This window comes from Burkholderia sp. ZZQ-2 (assembly GCF_050768715.1).
Lineage (GTDB): Bacteria > Pseudomonadota > Gammaproteobacteria > Burkholderiales > Burkholderiaceae > Burkholderia > Burkholderia cepacia.
Window position 1 is genome coordinate 1 of the sequence record NZ_LDVA01000326.1, and the last position, 14,179, is coordinate 14,179.

At 64.5% G+C, this 14,179-nt stretch carries 15 protein-coding genes; 8 read left to right on the forward strand and 7 right to left on the reverse strand.

The features are described 5' to 3' along the window. Positions 1–445: 445 nt before the first annotated feature. The 4 genes from ABY44_RS30095 (at position 446) to ABY44_RS30110 (ending at position 4,254) form a co-directional block, all read left to right on the forward strand. Positions 446–1,663, forward strand: a complete 1,218-nt coding sequence (locus ABY44_RS30095) for a DUF2863 family protein (protein ID WP_027786884.1) — start codon at positions 446–448, stop codon at positions 1,661–1,663. A 211-nt stretch (positions 1,664–1,874) separates the two neighbouring features. Next, positions 1,875–2,711, forward strand: a complete 837-nt coding sequence (locus tag ABY44_RS30100) for a response regulator transcription factor (protein ID WP_027786883.1) — start codon at positions 1,875–1,877, stop codon at positions 2,709–2,711. Between the two features lie 75 nt (positions 2,712–2,786). Continuing rightward, complete coding sequence (locus tag ABY44_RS30105) at positions 2,787–3,461, forward strand: energy-coupling factor ABC transporter permease (RefSeq protein WP_027786882.1); 675 nt, start codon at positions 2,787–2,789, stop codon at positions 3,459–3,461. 139 nt (positions 3,462–3,600) lie between these two features. Next, positions 3,601–4,254, forward strand: a complete 654-nt coding sequence (locus ABY44_RS30110; protein ID WP_042977384.1) for a BspC domain-containing protein — start codon at positions 3,601–3,603, stop codon at positions 4,252–4,254. Positions 4,255–4,336: 82 nt separating this feature from the next. Here ABY44_RS30110 and ABY44_RS30115 read toward each other — a convergent pair whose 3' ends face one another. Continuing rightward, positions 4,337–5,491 carry a M14 family metallopeptidase gene (locus ABY44_RS30115; RefSeq protein WP_431642997.1) on the reverse strand — a complete coding sequence of 385 codons (1,155 nt, stop codon included), beginning with the start codon at positions 5,489–5,491 and terminating at the stop codon, positions 4,337–4,339. Between the two features lie 137 nt (positions 5,492–5,628). Beyond that, positions 5,629–6,411 carry a peroxide stress protein YaaA gene (yaaA, locus tag ABY44_RS30120; RefSeq protein ID WP_021162829.1) on the reverse strand — a complete coding sequence of 261 codons (783 nt, stop codon included), beginning with the start codon at positions 6,409–6,411 and terminating at the stop codon, positions 5,629–5,631. A gap of 57 nt (positions 6,412–6,468) precedes the next feature. On the opposite strand from yaaA, the gene ABY44_RS30125 reads away from it, so the two are divergent. Both ABY44_RS30125 and ABY44_RS30130 read left to right on the forward strand, forming a co-directional pair. Further along, the gene (locus tag ABY44_RS30125; protein WP_021162828.1) at positions 6,469–6,948 is read left to right on the forward strand and encodes a putative toxin-antitoxin system toxin component, PIN family; all 480 of its coding nucleotides are present in this window, start codon (positions 6,469–6,471) and stop codon (positions 6,946–6,948) included. A gap of 34 nt (positions 6,949–6,982) precedes the next feature. Then, positions 6,983–8,155, forward strand: coding sequence for a pyridoxal phosphate-dependent aminotransferase (locus ABY44_RS30130; protein ID WP_059697909.1), 1,173 nt, complete (start codon positions 6,983–6,985; stop codon positions 8,153–8,155). Between the two features lie 42 nt (positions 8,156–8,197). Here the strand turns inward: ABY44_RS30130 and ABY44_RS30135 are convergent, their stop codons facing one another. After that, entirely contained in the window at positions 8,198–8,854 is a 657-nt protein-coding gene (locus ABY44_RS30135; protein ID WP_059697911.1) for a glutathione S-transferase, read from the reverse strand. A gap of 202 nt (positions 8,855–9,056) precedes the next feature. Here ABY44_RS30135 and ABY44_RS30140 point away from each other — a divergent pair, with 202 nt between their 5' ends. Both ABY44_RS30140 and ABY44_RS30145 read left to right on the forward strand, forming a co-directional pair. Beyond that, a complete protein-coding gene (locus ABY44_RS30140) occupies positions 9,057–9,848 on the forward strand; it encodes an oxepin-CoA hydrolase, alternative type (RefSeq protein ID WP_027786878.1) in 792 nt (263 codons plus the stop codon). Between the two features lie 204 nt (positions 9,849–10,052). Beyond that, positions 10,053–10,745: a glutathione binding-like protein gene (locus ABY44_RS30145; RefSeq protein WP_048020511.1), complete on the forward strand. Its 693-nt coding sequence runs from the start codon at positions 10,053–10,055 to the stop codon at positions 10,743–10,745. A gap of 47 nt (positions 10,746–10,792) precedes the next feature. On the opposite strand, the gene ABY44_RS30150 is transcribed toward ABY44_RS30145, so the two are convergent. Genes ABY44_RS30150 through ABY44_RS30165 form a run of 4 tightly spaced genes read right to left on the reverse strand, consistent with a single transcriptional unit; the run spans position 10,793 to position 14,114 of the window. Continuing rightward, positions 10,793–11,269: a MaoC family dehydratase gene (locus ABY44_RS30150; protein WP_059697913.1), complete on the reverse strand. Its 477-nt coding sequence runs from the start codon at positions 11,267–11,269 to the stop codon at positions 10,793–10,795. Further along, positions 11,266–11,727, reverse strand: a complete 462-nt coding sequence (locus ABY44_RS30155) for a MaoC family dehydratase (RefSeq protein ID WP_027786875.1) — start codon at positions 11,725–11,727, stop codon at positions 11,266–11,268. Before ABY44_RS30155 ends, ABY44_RS30150 begins: the two co-directional genes overlap by 4 nt. A 37-nt stretch (positions 11,728–11,764) precedes the next feature. Further along, entirely contained in the window at positions 11,765–12,898 is a 1,134-nt protein-coding gene (locus ABY44_RS30160; protein ID WP_059697915.1) for an acyl-CoA dehydrogenase family protein, read from the reverse strand. Between the two features lie 19 nt (positions 12,899–12,917). After that, positions 12,918–14,114, reverse strand: a complete 1,197-nt coding sequence (locus ABY44_RS30165) for an acyl-CoA dehydrogenase family protein (RefSeq protein ID WP_060172974.1) — start codon at positions 14,112–14,114, stop codon at positions 12,918–12,920. Between the last annotated feature and the right edge of the window lie 65 nt (positions 14,115–14,179).

A 14,179-nucleotide genomic window follows, 5' to 3' on the forward strand; every position in this document is an offset into this window, starting at 1 on the left:
ATCCGAGGATCAGCTCGCTTCCATCAAGCGCCCACACTTATCGGCTGTTAATTTTTAAAGAGCAATCTGCGAGGAACTTCGTGTTTCCCGGCAGCGCTGCGTTTTCAGCAGCAGAGAAGCGAGATTATGAACCGTGTTTCGCAGCTCGTCAACAACTTTTTACACTACATCGTTGCGACTGCGGGGTTCAACTTCCAGGCCAGCCGCGTGCCCGACACTGCAGCACACCACCAGCTTCGCTTCCCTCTCCCGCGCCGCGTTTCCGTTAGCGCGAAAGAGGCGTGATTCTAAGCACCCTCTTCGAACTGCGCAAGGGGTTTGACGCAACTTTTTTACAAAGGCTGCAATCCGGCCGATCTGCCATGCCTTGGCGCGAGACCGCTTATGGTGCAAAGAACGGACTAGAATATGAGGTTCTTCGCCTCTTTCTATATACGTCTTTAATATGCGCCAGCGAATCGCCAAACGCCTCCCCCCCGATGCCGACAAACTGGTCGGTCTGTCGCTTGCGCTCTTCGCGTCGGGCAGCCGCATCGAGGATCGCTTCTGGGAAGCGAAGCTCGACGCGCTGCTCGCCAAGATTGTCCGCAACGGCAACCAGACCACGCTCGACGCAGCGCTCGACCATCTTCAGCAGAATCATCCCGACGCCTATGGCGCGCTCGCCGACATGGCCGAGACGCACAGCGAGTCGATGGTGATCGAGCACGACGGCCAACCGTTCGACGCGCTGCTGGTCGCCGTCCCGGTTCTCGCATGGACGCGCTACATGATTCCGTCCGGCCCGCTCAAGAGTGACGTTGCCGACGCGCTGCGAACGCACCTGCAGGCACACGTCCTTGCGAACGGCACCCTCGTCGGCCTGGCACCGTTCCTTTACAGCATTGACCAGTTGCCGCGGCACCACGTCGAGACCTACCGGCTGGCCCAGCAGCTCGCTCATGCAGCGATCACCCAGCACACCCCCAAGCTCAGCTTCGGCGACCTGCCTGAAACCTCGCCGATCCTGGCCGACCCGCGCTTCCTGCTCGCCGTCGTCGCCGCACCCGCCGGCGCGCCGCTGTTCCGATGGCAGGAAGAGGAAAACGGCAGCCGGATCGAGCGTGGCCAGTGCCTCGAGCAATGGACGGCCCAGGGCGGCCCGAACCTGTCGATCGCCCTGCCCGGCTGCGAGTTCGAATGCCTACTTCCGGACGCGTACTATTCGGCTTGCCGGGATGCGGACGAACGGGTGCGTCCGCACACGGTGCGAACCGCCATTCGTTATCTTTTCGACACACTTGGTGCGGCACCGCAAGAGCTGCGCGCGGTGGTCGCCGGCTTCGGCGAACGCCGTATCGACGAGTATCGTGTCGGCTTCACGCGGCGTGCCAGCAACGACGTAATCTACGGTGTCGTATGGCCGCTTTACGGCCGTGAAAACGGCGACGTGTCGATCGACAGCGCGACGCTCGAAGGCGAAGCGCCGATCGAAGGACCGCTCGAGGAAATCGTGAGCCTGCTGAAGGAATGCGGTGTAACCGACGTCCGGCGGCACGCGGGCCGCTTCGAACCCGAATACTGCGACGACTGCGGCGTACCGCTTTACGCAGATCCGCTCGGCGAAATCGTCCACGCGGAAATGCCGGAAGACGCATCACCCGCCCAGCCGCACTTTCACTGAACCACACAGCAGTACCCTGACGGCCTGCCCGTCCGAAGCCGCTCACGGTTCCCGCCGGAGCGGCTTTTTTCTTGTCCGCCATCCTGCCGCCCGAAATTTCATACTTTTCCTAAGCCTTTCAGCCAAGCAGACATCGTGTAAGGTCTTTGTCATCATCAGACCCAAGGCATGCCAGACGGCAAATCAATGGCTCACATTAAGGAGGTTGAATATGCGGTTCCTGATGCTCAATTCAGACGCCGAGCGGCGTGACGGACTGAAGGCTCTGTTGCGACAGATCGACCGTCACGCCAGCATCAACGATGCGCCCGACAGTTTTCAGGCGCGCAGGCTGCTGCGCAACCAGCGTTTCGACCTCGTCGCAATCGACTGGCTCGACGTCGGCCGACTCAGCGAGCTTCAGGCGATCTGCAGCGCGTGCTCGCCGACACCCGTCGCCGTTCTGGTCGACGAAACATCGCCGGAAGCCATCCAGCGCTTCTTCAACTATGGTGTCTCCGGCGTGATCCCGCATTCCACCCGGCCACACCTGATCGTGCGTGCGCTCGAGATCGTTCTGCTGGGCGGGCATTACATCCCGCCGATCGCGCTCCGTCTGCTGCCTTCCACTGCTGCGGCGCGCTACGATGCCCATTTCCAGACACTCGCCGGATCGCTTCCCCGCCGGCCGCCGAGCGGCCTCTTGTCGCCCCGCCAAGCTCAGATCATGCGCTTCGTCCATATGGGCAGCACCAACAAGATGATCGCCCGTACGCTCGGCATCAGCGAAGGCACCGTCAAGATCCACCTCGCCAGCATCTTCCAGCAACTCGGTGCCGCCAACCGCGCCGCCGCGGTCGCGATCTACAACGGCTGGCTGTCGCCCCACCTCGAGGTGCTGCTGGCGAATCGCAACCGCACGCGCAAGCCGCCCATCGGCGAACAGGGCCCGGTTCCGCTGCGTACGCAACGGAAAGACCGCCCGTACCCGTTGCCAGCCTCAATCGACAGCACGCAGGACTTGCCGATCGCCGCTGAACCGCCGGCGCGATTCCGGCGCGAACGCTAGCCAGACAGTCTCGATATTGCGACGGTCGGCGTGTGTGGATTCCCACCTTTGATGCTCAACGAGTAATATGGACGAATGGGTTTTCTCTTCACACCGCTTCCGCTCTGGGTTGGCATCGGTGGCTGGATCGCCGCCGTGGCCCTGCTCGCGCTCGCGATCTGGAATCGTCCCTTCGTGCGCCTGCAGGACGCCACGCTCCAGCACGTGTGGCTTGCGCTCGTCACCGCCATTACGGTCCTCTGGGCCTCGAATGCGTGGCTCGAAGACGGCATCGTCATGCATCTGCTTGGCGCGACGCTGCTCGTCACACTGTTCGACTGGACACTCGCATTGATCGCGATGGGCACCGTCACGGCGGTTGCCGCGATCATTTTCGACGCGCCCTGGCAGGGCATTGGCCTGACCTATCTGATCTACGGCGCGCTGCCGGTCGCCGTGTCGGCATTGCTGCAGCGCGCCGCACTCGCGTGGTTGCCGCACAATCTCGCGTCGTTCATCACCGGCCAGGGATTCCTGTCGCCGGCCATCGCAATCATCGCAGTCGCTGCTGCCGCGGCCGGGGTCCAGCTCGCGCTGGCGGACGGCGTGCCTGTCGTGATTCCGGCCGGCTATCTGCTGAACACTGCGCTTCTCGCACTCGGCGAAGCGTGGTTCACCGGCATGGCAACGGCACTCATCGCGGTCTATCGTCCCGCGTGGGTCACGACCTTCGACGTCCGGCGCTATCGCCTCGGCGGCCCGCGCGCCTGAATCGCCCTCCGGTGGCGGCACCGCCACCACCCACCGGCAGGGCCTCGCGCGGTGCGGCAGAATGCGACATCTACTGCCGCACAACTTTTTTACGCTAAGATTGAACTCCGGTTCTTCATCGGGCATCTATACGTGCCCGATGTCTCATTCGCTCCTCACCAATAACCAGATGGACAGCTCTCCTGCGTCGCTCCGGATTTTCCGGGCGCTCGGCAAGCTGGCAGCCTGTATTGCGGGCCTGTCGCTTGCGCTTCCGACACCGGCATTCGCCGACCTGCTCGACCAGCGCTCCGAACTGATCAACAAATTCGTCAACGAAATGCATGCCGATCCGCTCGCCGCCGATTGTGCGGCGCACGGCAGCTTCATCGCCAGCACGTCGTCGGCGTTCGACCGCGTCGACTTCGCGCCGAACACATTCGACAGCGGCAACGCGACAATCACGCCATGGAACGACTCGTTCGACCAGGGCAAGCAGCGCGTGAAGGTCGACAATATCGTCACGGTCGACGGGCTCGGCATCCACAGCGACGGCAGCGACCCGACGCCGCTGAAATTCCGATGCGGCTATGTCGGTCAGCAAATGCTCGCCTTCAGCTGGAACGACCCGGTTCCGCCGCTGAAGCCGCGCGTCGAGCGCTCCACGTCTTCGACGAAGAAGTTCAAGGGCAAGTCGCACCGAGGCAAGGTCAAGGCGAAAGCATCGGGCCGCACCGGCAGCAAGAAGGCCGCCGCAACGAAAAAGTCGAGCGGACAGAAGAAGGTCGTGAAGAAGAGCGCGAAGAAGTCCTGATTCGACGAAGCGACATCAACAGAAGCAAAAAAGCCGGAGCATCCTGAGATGCTCCGGCTTTTTTCATACGGCGACGCTGCGCTTACGCGAACGTGTCGACGTGCACCAGGATCGCAGCCAGCATCGCCGCGCCGAGCGCCGCGCTTCGCTCGCCGTTCCAGCCGACTCGCTCGTCGGGCAGGTTCGCGTTGTCCTTGAACGGCATCTCGAGCGTCAGCGACAGGCAGCCGAACTGGTGGCCGATGTACTTCGACGCGAGCTTGAGCGCATCCTCCTTGTACTTGCTCGCCGCATAGCCGTGCTCAGTCTGGAAGTCCGGGCTCGCAACCTTGAACGCCTCGATGAACGCGGTCTGCTCCTTGCCCTGCTGCTCGGTAAAGCTCGGCAGCATTTCCGACCCGGCAACGAACACGTACGGCAGATCCTCGTCGCCGTGGATATCGAAGAACATGTCGCAGCCGATCGCATGGATCGCATCGCGCACGGCCAGCACCTCGGGGCTGCGCTCGGCATCGGGCGCCATCCACTCGCGGTTCAGGTTCGCGCCCGCCGCGTTGGTGCGCAGGTTGCCATGCACGCTGCCGTCCGGATTCATGTTCGGGACGATGTGGAACGTCACGCGATCGTAGAGCTTGCGCGCGACCGGATCGCCGGCCCAGTCGCCCCATCCGGCCAGCCGCTTGACGAGGCCTTCGACGAACCACTCGGCCATCGACTCGCCGGGATGCTGGCGCGCGATGATCCACACCTTCTTCTTCGGTGCGCCGTCGGTCTCCGGCGCACCGAGCGTCAGCAGCGACATCGGACGACCTTCGACCGTGCGACCAAGTTCGACGACGCTCGCCTGCGGCAACTGCTGGACCGCACCGAGAAATGCCGCATGACGCTCTTCCGAGTACGGTTCGAAATATGCGTAGTAGATGCTGTCGAATTCCGGCGTATGGTCGATGGTCATCGTCTTGCCGTCGAACGTCGTCGGCACGCGGAACCAGTCGACCCGGTCATAGCTCGCCACCGCGCTGTAATTGCGCCAGCCCGACGGATACGCGCATTCGGCAGCATTCTCGAACGTCATCACACAGCGCTCGCCGCGCGCGCCCGTCAAGCGGTAGTAAAACCATTGCGCGAATTCCGAGCGGTTGTCGCCGCGCACGCGCAACCGAATCGCATCGGGGCTGTCGCACGACACGACGTCGATTGCGCCTGCGTCGAAATTGCTGGTGATCGAAAGGGCCATCTGTCTCTCCTTTGTCGACCGGAGTTAGCGCTTTAGCGCTTACACCGGTCCCATGTAAAGCTGGCGACCGGAACAGGCGGTGTAGCGCTTGCCCGGCCTCATGCATGCACCGGCCGTCTCGTGAACGGCCGGCAGGGTCATTCGCCGACTCGCCGGCGATATACGTAAGTCGAATCGTTCGACGCAGCCGCATCGAACGCATAGCCTTCCGTCGCGAATTCCTTCAGCGCCTTCGGGTCGGCAATCCGGTTCTCGACGATAAAACGCGCCATCAGGCCGCGCGCACGCTTCGCATGGAAGCTGATGATCTTGTAGCGGCCGCCCTTCCAGTCCTCGAACACCGGCGTGACGACGGGCGCGGCCAGCAGTTTCGGCTTGACCGACTTGAAGTATTCGGTCGATGCGCAGTTGACGAGCACGCGCGCCGCGCCGCTGCGCGTTTCGAGCTGCTCGTTCAGCGCCCGCGTGATGCGGTCGCCCCAGAACGCGTACAGATCCTTGCCGCGCGCGTTCGCGAAGCGCGTACCCATCTCGAGACGGTACGGCTGCAGCAGATCGAGGGGACGCAGCAGCCCGTACAGCCCCGACAGCACGCGCACGTGCTGCTGCGCATAGTCGAGATCGGCGGACGACAGCGATTTGGCGTCGAATCCTTCATATACGTCGCCGTTGAATGCGAGCACGGCCTGCTTCGCGTTGGCCGGCGTAAAGGTCGGCGACCAGTCCGCGTAGCGCTGGAAATTCAGCCGTGCAAGCGGATCGGAGATATCCATCAGCGTCGCGATGTCCTGCGGCGAAAGCTTGCGCAGGCCGTCGATCAGCTCGGACGCGTCGTCGACGAATGCAGGCTTCGTGTAAGACTGGACGTGCGCGGGCGTATCGTAGTCGAGGGATTTGGCGGGAGAGAGAACGATTATCATAGAGGCTCGCTGGCACGCCGTGCCTTGCGGTCAGACGAAAACCACCGATTGTAACGAATGACCCGCTCTCCCGCCCCGCATGCCGCGCATCGCGTCGTGCTCGACTCGAACGTCTGGATCGACATCCTCGTATTCGACGACCCCGCTACGCGCCCGATCCGCGCCGCGCTCGAACGCGGCACGCTTGCCGCCGTGATCGACGGCCGCTGCCTGACCGAACTCGAGTATGTGCTCGATTATCCGCAATTCCAGGCGCGCGCCGTCGACAAGGCGGCCGCGCTCGCAACCGTCGCCCGCCTGGCGAGCCTCGTCGAGCCGCCGGCCGTCGACGCCGACGCGCCGCCGCTGCCGAAGTGCAAGGACCGCGACGACCAGAAGTTTCTTGAACTCGCCCGCGCCGCCCAGGCCGATTGGCTCGTGTCGAAAGACCGCGCGCTGCTGAAGCTCGCGAAGCGCACTGCGCGCGATTTCGGCTTCCGGATCGCGCAACCGGCCCCCTTTGCCGAGGCCTGCGCGCTCGACGCCACGCCGGCTTGACGCACCGCAACACCACCCGATTTCGACCGTATCGATGAACGCTCCTTCAGACATGCCAACGACTCCCGTTTTCCCTTCGCGCCTGCCGAACGTCGGCACGACGATCTTCACGGTCATGAGCGCGCTTGCAGCAGAAAAAGGCGCCGTGAACCTCGGCCAGGGCTTTCCGGATTTCGACTGCGATCCGCGCATCGTCGATGCGGTTGCCGCCGCGATGCGTAACGGGCACAACCAGTATCCGCCGATGGCCGGTGTCGCACCGCTGCGCGAGGCGATCGCAGACAAGATCGCGCAGGTCTACGGCCGGCGTTACGATCCAGCGACCGAAATCACCGTCACGGCCGGCGCGACGCAGGCACTGCTGACCGCGATCCTGTGCACGGTGCATCCGGGTGATGAGGTGATCGTCGTCGAACCGACCTACGACAGCTACCTGCCGTCGATCGAACTCGCGGGCGGCACACCTGTGTTCGTCACGCTGGAGGCGCCCGACTACGCGATTCCGTTCGACCGTCTGGCGGCTGCAATCACGCCGAAAACGCGCATGATCCTGATCAACACGCCGCATAACCCGACGGGTACCGTGTGGCGCGAGACCGACATGCGCAAGCTCGAAGAGATCGTGCGTGGCACCAACGTGCTGATTCTGTCCGACGAGGTCTACGAGCACATGGTCTATGACGGCGCGCGCCATGAGAGCGTCGCGCGCTATCCTGAACTTGCCGCGCGCAGCTTCATCGTATCGAGCTTCGGCAAGACCTATCACGTGACGGGCTGGAAGGTCGGTTATGTCGCAGCCCCTGCCGCGCTGACCGCCGAATTCCGCAAGGTCCACCAGTTCAACGTGTTCACGGTGAACACGCCGATGCAGGTCGGGCTCGCCGACTACCTGCGCGACCCGGCACCGTACCTGACGCTTGCCGACTTCTACCAGAAGAAGCGCGACTTCTTCCGGGCCGGCCTCGAGCGTACGCGCTTCAAGCTGCTGCCCTGCACGGGCACGTACTTCCAGTGCGTCGATTATTCGGCGATCAGCGACCTGCCGGAAGCGGAATTCTCGAAGTGGCTCACGTCGGAGATCGGCGTGGCCGCCATTCCGGTGTCGGCGTTCTATCACGAGCCGCACGAATCGGGCGTCGTACGCTTCTGCTTCGCGAAGCAGGAAAGCACGCTCGCATCGGCGCTCGAACGGCTCGCCCGCCTGTAAGTCCCGCACGGGCGGCCAGAGGCCGCCTTGCAGGAACCGCGTTTACGAACGCGCGACGCTCGTCGCCTCGATATACGCCTTGCGCTCGGCTGCCACGCGCTGCGCGGCCGGACGCTCGCCGACGATCTTCGCGTGCGCCTTCCAGTCGATGCCCGCGTCGAGCAGGAAATCGCGTCCGAAAATGGCCTTCGTCGCCATCCCGATGACCGGCAGATGGACCCATGCGGCGATGTCGGCGAGGCCGAACGACTCGCCGAGCACATACGGCGAAAATTGCGTCATCTGGTTGAACGCATCGATCGCGCGCGGCAGGCGCTTCTCGACGTGCGCCTTCGTCCCGTCGCTGACCTTGCCGCCGAAAAATGCTTCCGTATAGACCTCGCGCGCCATCCATTCGAGATACAGCTCGAGCGTCTCGACCAGTTCGCGCACCTTCGCGGCCGCGAACGGGCTCGCCGGGAAAATGCCTTTCTCGGGATAACGCGCCGCCAGGTATTCGATGATCACCTGCGACTCGAACAATGCGCCTTCTTCGGTCTTCAGGAACGGAATCTTGCCGAGCGGCGAATCGGCGAGCCGGGCCGGATCGCTGATCGGCAAACCGCACACCGACTCCTCGAACGGAATGTCGTGCTCGAGCAGGACGAACTTCACCTTGTTGTAATAGTTGGACAACGGAATACCGCACAGCTGTAGCATCGGAGTCTCCTTCGTTGCTGGAACGCGGCCGCAACGGTGCCGGCCGCAGCGAGATTCGTCGCGCTGAAAAGCACGTTCGTGCTAGTCTAAAGCAAGTATTGCGTTCGTCACGACAACATTACATCCGCTACGGCATCGGTCGCATCCGCGTGCGCGGCGCGCGTGGCGCCGCAGCCCCGCCATCCGATGGAGACACGCTCGCATGAGTGCTGAACTGCTGGCCTCGCGTCCGCCCGAGAGCGACTCGACGCTCGTCCTCACGCTATCCAATCCCGGCGCACGCAATGCGCTGCATCCCGACATGTACGCGGCCGGCGTCGAGGCGCTCGCCACCGCCGAGCGCGATCCCGGGATTCGCGCTGTCGTGCTCACCGGCGCCGATCGCTTCTTCTGCGCGGGCGGCAACCTGAACCGGCTGCTCGACAACCGCTCGAAGGATCCGTCCTACCAGGCCGACAGCATCGATCAGCTCGCCGCATGGGTAACGGCGATCCACGCTTCGACGAAGCCGGTGATCGCGGCGGTCGAAGGCGCGGCGGCCGGCGCGGGCTTTTCGCTCGCGCTCGCGTGCGACCTGATCGTCGCCGCGCACGATGCGAAATTCGTGATGTCATACGCGCGTGTCGGCCTGACACCCGACGGGGGCGGTTCGTGGTTCATCGCCCGCGCACTGCCGCGCGCGCTCGCGGCCGAGATCCTGTTCGAAGGCAAACCCGTCGCAGCCGAACGTCTGCACACGCTCGGCGTCGTCAACCGGCTCGCCGTACCAGGCGCGGCATTGACCGACGCGCTGGCATGGGCCGATGCACTCGCCGGCATCTCGCCGAACGCACTCACGCGCATCAAGTCGCTGCTCGACGACGCAACGACGCAACCGCTCGACGCGCATCTCGGCACCGAACGCGATCATTTCGTCGCGTCGCTGCATCATGCGGACGGGCTCGAGGGCATCACCGCATTTCTCGAGAAGCGCCCGCCCCGCTACAAGCGCTGAGCCGCCACGCCCGCGTTCCACCTGCCTGAACGCATCCGCCACGAAGCGCCGCGCGCGACGTCGGCGGCGAGCGCTCGCTCGCCCGCGTACCCGTATCGGCACGCACGTTTGCGTCGCCAGCAGCGCGCATCGATCCATGCTCTAATGACCGCCTGTCGCGGCGCTGCCAGCGCCGTTTTCGCGCACGCAACAAAGGAGTTCACGATGATCGACGTCTATAGCTGGGCGACCCCGAACGGCCACAAGGTGCACATCATGCTCGAGGAAACGGGCCTCGCCTATCGTGTCCATCCGGTCGATATCGGCGCAGGCGACCAGTTCAAGCCGGAATTCCTGAAGATCAGCCCGAACAACAAGATCCCCGCGATCGTCGATCCGGACGGCCCCGGCGGCAAGCCGATCTCGCTGTTCGAATCGGGCGCGATCCTGATCTACCTCGCGGAGAAGACCGGCAAGTTCCTGCCGACCGATCCGGCCGCACGCTATGCAACGCTCGAATGGCTGATGTTCCAGATGGGCGGCGTCGGGCCGATGCTCGGGCAGGCGCACCACTTCCGCCTGTATGCGCCGGAGAAGATCGAGTATGCGGTCAACCGCTACACAAACGAAGCGAAGCGCCTGTACAACGTGATGGACAAGCGACTCGGCGAGTCCGAATATCTCGCGGGCGACACGTACACGATCGCGGACATTGCGACGTTCCCGTGGACGCGCTCATGGCAGAACCAGGGCATCGTGCTCGACGAATTGCCGAACGTGAAGCGCTGGTACGACACGATCGCCGCACGACCGGCCGTGCAGCGCGGTGTCGAAGTGCTCGCGTCGATGCGCAAGGCGCTGCAGGACGACAAGGCACGCGAGGTGCTGTTCGGCGCAACGCAATACGCGAAGCACTGACACGCAAGTGACGGGCGGAGCGGCATCCGTGCATGCCGCTCCCCGCTTCAGAAGTAATGCAGCGTGATGAATTCCGCCGCGCAAACCGGCAGCGGCGCATCGGGACGCTCGACCTGCATCGTCACCGACCACGTCACCTGCACGCCGTTCCGCGCGGCCTCGGCGGTTTCCTTTACCGCAAACAGCGCACGCACGCGCGCGCCGACCGGCACCGGCTTCAGGAACCGCACGCGGTTCAGTCCATAGTTCACGCCCATCTTCTGCTCGAAACGCATCGCGTCGGTCATCAACGCCGGAATCAGCGACAGCGTCAGGAACCCGTGGGCGATCGGTCCGCCGAACGGCGACTCGCGTCGCGCGCGCTCGGGATCGACGTGAATCCATTGATGATCGCCGGTCGCGTCGGCAAACCCGTCGACGCGATGCTGGTCGATCGCGATCCAGCCGCTCGCGAGCGGCTCCGCGCCGACGCGTGCCTGCAGCGCCTGCGCCGACGCGATCAGCGGCAACGTCATCTCCGTCATGCCTGCACGCCTCCCGGATGGCGCAGCCCGAAGATCACTTTCGTGTGCACGGTAATCACCGTCTCGCCGGCCTCGTTCACGCCGACCCATTCCGTCGACACGATGCCGCGGTCGGGCTTGCTCTCCGACACGCGCTTGTCGTGGACCTTCTGGTACATCGTGATCGTATCGCCCGCACGCACCGGCTTGAGCCAGCGGATCGAGTCGATGCCCGGCGAGCCCATGCTGGTCGAGTCCGGGCCGAGCTTCTTGACGAGCAGGCTCATGAACACCGAACACGTATGCCAGCCGCTCGCGACAAGCCCGCCGAAATGCGATGCCTTCCCGGCTTCTTCGTCGAGATGGAACGGCTGCGGATCGTAGCGTTGCGCGAACGTCTTGATGTCGTCGGGTTCGAACGTGTAACGGCCCACTTCGGTGGTGCTGCCGACCACCAGGTCTTCGTAACTGATGCCCACTAGATGTCTCCTTGTCTGGCGCGCTCGCGCGTCGCCGTCATGCCGCGTCGGCCTGCGCGAAATCGGGCAGTGCCGCGATGCGCGCAAGATGATGATCGGTGTCGCCGAGCGTCGTCTCGATGATCGTCAGCCGCTTGAACAGGTGCGCAGCGGCGACCTCGTTGGTCACGCCCATGCCGCCGTGCAGTTGAACGGCCTGCTGGCCGACGAAACGCGCGGCGGCGCCGACACGCGCTTTCGCGGCCGACACCGCCTTGCGCCGCGCGTCGGCATCGCCACTCGCGTAGCGCACGGCTGCCAGGTAGGTCAGCGAACGTGCCTGCTCGGCATGGATCAGCATGTCGACCATCCGGTGCTGCAGTGCCTGGAAACGCGCGATCGGCATGCCGAACTGTTCGCGCGTCTTCGTGTATTCGACCGTGGCGCGGTTCAGTTCGTCGAGCGCGCCGACCGCCTCCGCGCACAGCAGGAACGTCGCGTAATCGGCAACTTGCTCGAGGGCGGCGGCGTCGCGCGCCCCGCCCGTCAGCAGTCGCGCCGGCGTTTCATTGAAACCGATCGTCGCGGCACGCTGGCCGTCGATCGTCCGGTAGTCGGCCACCTTCGCATTCGCGGCATCCCGTTCGACGACGAACAGGCCGATGCCGCCGTCGTCGACGCGCGCAGGCACGATCCACGCATGCGCCTGCGCGCCATGCTGAACGACCGACTTCGTGCCCGTCAGGCGGTACGTGCCGCCCTGCTCGCGCGCATGCGTATCGAGTTCGAACAGGTCGTAGCGCGCATGCGGCTCGTGGAAAGCAACCGCCACACGTTTCTGCCCCTGCGCGACCGCCTCCAGCAGCGCGGCATCCTCACCGGCGCCGGAGCCGGCGATGCGCAAGGCCTCGACACCCACCGCCGTTGCCCAGTACGGCTCGATCACGAGCGCGCGGCCGAGTTCCTGCATCACGACCAGCATGTCGACCGGGCCGCCGCCGAAGCCGCCCTGTGCGTCCGGCACGGGCAGCGCGGTCAACCCCAGTTCTGCGAACGCACTCCACTGCGTGTCCGACACGCCCGCGTCGCTGCGCACGATGGCCTGACGCGCGTCGAAACCGTATTGCTCGCCGAGATACCGGCGCAGCGCGTCGGCGAACTGCTGCTGCTCATCGGTAAAGCTGAAATCCATGGTTGTCTCCGTTCCCTGATCACAGCCCCAGAATCATCTGCGCGATGATGTTCTTCTGGATCTCGTTCGAACCGCCGTAGATCGACGTCTTCCGGTAGTTGAAGTAGTACGCGGCCAGCGGCGCCGCGTCGTCGTCGCCGGCGATGCTGTGCTCGCGCTGGCCGTCGAGGAACGGAACGTCGAACGGTGCGGCGAGCGGGCCGATCGCGTCGACCATCAGCTCGGTGAGCGCCTGCTGCACTTCCGTGCCTTTGATCTTCAGCATGGACGCCTCGGGGCCCGGCCCCTTCCCGCTCGTCTCGCGGCTGACGACGCGCAGCACCGTCACCTCGAGCGCCATCAGCTCGACATCGAGCGCCGCGACCTTGGCGGCGAACACGGGATCGGCAAGCAACGGCTTGCCGTTCTTGCGCTGGTTCGACGCCACGCGCTTCAGGAACGCGAGCTCGCGCTTCGACGCGCCGACGCGCGCGATGCCGGTGCGCTCATGGCCAAGCAGGTATTTCGCGTAGGTCCAGCCGCGATTCTCGTCGCCGACGAGATTCTCGACCGGCACCTTCACATCCTCGAAGAACACCTCGTTGACCTCGTGGTCCTCGTCGAGCATGACGATCGGCCGCACCGTGATGCCGGGCGTCTTCATGTCGATCAGCAGGAACGAGATGCCCTCCTGCTTCTTCGCGGCCGGATCGGTGCGCACGAGGCAGAACATCATGTCGGCGTACTGGCCGAGCGTCGTCCAGGTCTTCTGGCCGTTGACGATGTAGTGGTCGCCCTGGCGCTCGGCGCGCGTGCGCAACGAGGCGAGGTCGGATCCCGACCCCGGCTCCGAATAGCCCTGGCACCACCAGTCCGAGCCGTCGAGAATCCGCGGCAGATAATGACGCTTCTGCGCTTCGCTGCCGTATTTCATCAACACCGGCGCGACCATCGATACGCCGAACGGCAGCACGGTCGGCGCACCGATCCGCGCGCACTCCTCGTCCCAGATGTGCCGTTGCGTCGCGTTCCAGCCCGGCCCGCCGTATTCAACCGGCCAGGCGGGCGCGGACCAGCCGCGCTGGCCGAGAATCCGGTGCCAGCTCGCGAAATCCTCGCGGTCGAGTCGTTTGTGATCGAGTACTTTGGCGCGCAGTGCGTGAGGCAGGTTGGCCTCGAGCCAGGCGCGGACGTCGACGCGGAACGCGTCGTCGGCGGGGGAATAATCCAGATCCATGCGCAGTGTCTCCTGTCGACCGGAGTTGGTGCTTCAGCACTTACTCCGGTCCCATGCAGACGCAG